Here is a 3279-nt window from a genome sequence, read left to right as displayed (position 1 = left end):
GCCGATCCCCTCGCCCCAGGCGGGGTCCAGGATGAGGCTCTGCGCGGTGGTCGGGCCACCCTCCGCGGCGATGATGTCCTTGACGCCCAGAGGGATCCCATGCAACGGGCCGCGGTCGACGCCGGCGGCCAGCTCCTCGTCCGCCTTCGCCGCCGCCGCCAGCGCCAGCTCGTCAAACCGGGCCAGGTAGACGCCGAGGTCCGCGTCGTGACGGTCGGCGGCGTCGATCGACGCCTGGGTCAGGGCGACGCTGGTGGTCGCGCCGGACCGCAGGGCGGCCGCCGCGTCGCTGATCGTCAGCGTGCTGGGGTGGTCGGTCATGACGTCGTGAACTCCCTTGGGCGGGCGGTGTGGGACGAGGGGTGCGGAACACGGAACACCGCCGGCGTTCGGGGCCCGGCGCGTCGACGACCTGGGTGCGCCGCGATGCGTCCGGCCGTCCGTTCGGGCCGGCGCCCGAACGGACGGTGACGATGGCGGTGGCGGTGGCGGTGGCGGTGGCGCATCGACGGCGTCAGTGCCGGATCGGTAGGCCTGGGAACGGTAGGCCTGGGAACGGTAGGCCTGGGAACGGTAGGCCTGGGAACGGTAGGCCTGGGAACGCCTGACTACGTCAGGCGAACGCGGGCTCCGCCGCCGAGACGATCGGCGGAACCTTCAGGTGCCAGTCGGTCGCAAGCTGGTAGGCGTGGCCGGCGTTGAAAACGGCCGCCTCCTCGAACGGCCGGCCGGCGAGCTGCAGCGACAGCGGCAGGCCGCCCTCGCCGAAGCCGATCGGCAGCGAGAGGGCGGGGTAGCCCACCGCGTTCCAGACCCCGGTCTGCACCACCTGCAGCAGCTCGTCGAGCCCCGTCCCGGCGATCCGCGGCGCACCGCGCACCGCGGTCGGGGTGAGGACGAGGTCGAGGTCGGTGAACAGCTCGGCCATCCGGCGCTGCCCGACCCGGCGCACCCGCTGGACCTGGACATAGTCGGCACCGCTGGTAAGCGCCGCGGCGCCGATGGACAGCCGGGCGCCCCGGCCATAGTCGGCCCAGCGGCTGACGAGGTCGCCCCGGTGGTAGGCCAGCGCCTCGTGCCCGAGGCCCGTCATGGTGGCGGTGAACAGCTCACGGTAGAGGGGGATGCGCACCGGCACGACCTCGGCGCCCGCGGCGGTCAGCACCGCGACGGCGGCCTGCATCAGCCCGGCCAGCGCCGGGTCGGGCTCGATGTCGAGAAGGCCGTCAAGCATGTCCAGGCCGATGCGCACGCCCTCGAGCGAGCCGGTCAGCGCGGCGGCGTAGTCGGGTACCGGTACGTCGACGCTGGTCGCGTCGGACGGGTCGTGCCCCGCCATGACCCCGAGCATGACGGCGCAGTCGTAGGCGCTGCGGGCCATCGGTCCGATGTGGTCGTAGCTGTAGCCGAGCGGGGTGCAGCCCGACTTCGGCACCCGGCCAAAGGTCTGCTTCATCCCGGTGATGCCGTTGAACGCCGCCGGGCAGCGGATCGAGCCGCCGGTGTCGGTGCCGAGCCCGCCGAGGAACATCCCGGCCGCGACGCCGTTGCCGGTGCCCGAGCTGGAGCCACCCGGCGTGCGGGTGACGTCCCACGGGTTGCGCGGGATCGGGAACGGCTTCTCGTCGTCGGGCACACCGATCGCGAACTCGAAGGTCGTCGTCTTGCCGGTGATGACGGCGCCGGCGGCGCGCAGCCGGGCGACGACGACGGCGTCGCCGATCCCCTCGCCCCAGGCGGGGTCCAGGATGAGGCTCTGCGCGGTGGTCGGGCCACCCTCGGCGGCGATGATGTCCTTGACGCCGAGAGGGATGCCATGCAACGGGCCGCGGTCCACACCGGCGGCCAGCTCCTCGTCCGCCTTGCCCGCCGCCGCCAGCGCCAGCTCGTCAAACCGGACGATGTAGGTTCCGATCTTTCCGTCCAGCCGGTCGGCGGCGTCGATACACGCCTGGGTCAACGCGACGCTGGTGGTCGCGCCGGACCGCAGCGCGGCCGCCGCATCCTTGATCGTCATGGGGTCCGTCATCGGTGCGGTCCTTCCAGTTCAGCCAGCTGCCGGGTTGGGGAGGGATGGGCGTGCGTTCGGACGAAGTGCCGCGGCGGTCGGGCCGACCAGTCGGCCGTTCAGCCGGGCGGCCGGCGGCCGGCGGCCGGGCGGCGCGGGACGGCTCGGCGCGTCAGGCGAAGGCCGGCTCGTCGGCCACCAGCGGCGCGACCCGCAGGTGCCAGTCGGTGGCCAGTTGGTAGGCGTGGCCGGCGTTGAAGACCGCGGTCTCCTCGAAGGGGCGGCCGGTCAGCTGCATCGACAGCGGCGTTTCCTCGGAGCCGAAGCCGATCGGGATGCACATGGCCGGATGGCCAGTGGCGTTCCAGACCGGGGTCATGACATGTCCGATGATCTTGTCGAAGTCGAGGTCGTCGAGCTTCAGCGCGCCCGACGACGTCGACGGTGTGAGCACGAGATCCACCTCGGTGAACAGCTCGGCCATCCGGCGCTGCCCGACCCGGCGCAGGCGCTGCATCTGGACGTAGTCGGCGCCGCTGATGAAGGCGCCCTGGGCGAGGGTGAGCCGGGTCGTCCGGCCGTAGTCCGCCCAGCGCTCGGCCAGGTCTCCACGCTGGTAGGCCAGCGCCTCGGCCATCATCGTGCGCTGGCAGGCGTCCGTGAGCTCCTGGTAGAGCGGAACGGTGATCGGCACGATCTGCGCGCCGGCCGCCACCAGCACGTCGGCGGCCGCCCGCATCCGGTCGGAGAGCACCGGGTCGCGGTATGGGGCGGTGTTCTCCAGCAGGTCCAGGCCGATCCGCACCCCGGCCAGCGAACCGGTGATCCCGGCCGCATAGTCGGGGACCGGCACGTCCACGGTGCACGGGTCGGAGCTGTCGAGCCCGGCCAGCACCTGGAGCAGCAGCGCGCAGTCGTAGGCGCTGCGGGCCATCGGCCCGATGTGGTCGAGGCTGTTGCCCAGCGGGGTGCAGCCCGACTTCGGCACCCGGCCAAAGGTCTGCTTCATCCCGGAGATCCCGCACAGTGCCGCCGGCCAGCGGATCGAGCCGCCGGTGTCGGTGCCGAGCCCGCCGAGGAACATCCCGGCCGCGACGCCGTTGCCGGTGCCCGAGCTGGAGCCACCCGGCGTGCGGGTGACGTCCCACGGGTTGCGCGGGATCGGGAACGGCTTCTCGTCGTCGGGCACACCGATCGCGAACTCGAAGGTCGTCGTCTTGCCGGTGATGACGGCGCCGGCGGCGCGCAGCCGGGCGACGACGACGGCGTCG

General features: G+C 72.9%; 3 protein-coding genes. All 3 read right to left on the bottom strand.

What is annotated here, in order from left to right; genetic code table 11:
• On the bottom strand, positions 1-321 hold a 321-nt coding region (locus QOZ89_RS46910; protein WP_312630383.1), incomplete at its 3' end, for an amidase family protein.
• Between the two features lie 292 nt (positions 322-613).
• Positions 614-2029, bottom strand: coding sequence for an amidase (locus QOZ89_RS46905; RefSeq protein ID WP_312630382.1), 1416 nt, complete (start codon positions 2027-2029; stop codon positions 614-616).
• A gap of 151 nt (positions 2030-2180) precedes the next feature.
• The coding region (locus tag QOZ89_RS46900; RefSeq protein ID WP_312630381.1) for an amidase at positions 2181-3279 on the bottom strand (1099 nt) is incomplete at its 5' end.

Source organism: Pseudofrankia coriaricola, assembly GCF_032027725.1.
GTDB lineage: Bacteria > Actinomycetota > Actinomycetes > Frankiales > Frankiaceae > Pseudofrankia.
This window is presented reverse-complemented; position numbering and strand designations above follow the sequence as displayed.

Bases quoted from the DNA above. Each gene is read 5' to 3' on its own strand.
- QOZ89_RS46905 (WP_312630382.1), bottom strand. From the start codon at position 2,029: ATGACGGACCCCATGACGATCAAGGATGCGGCGGCCGCGCTGCGGTCC.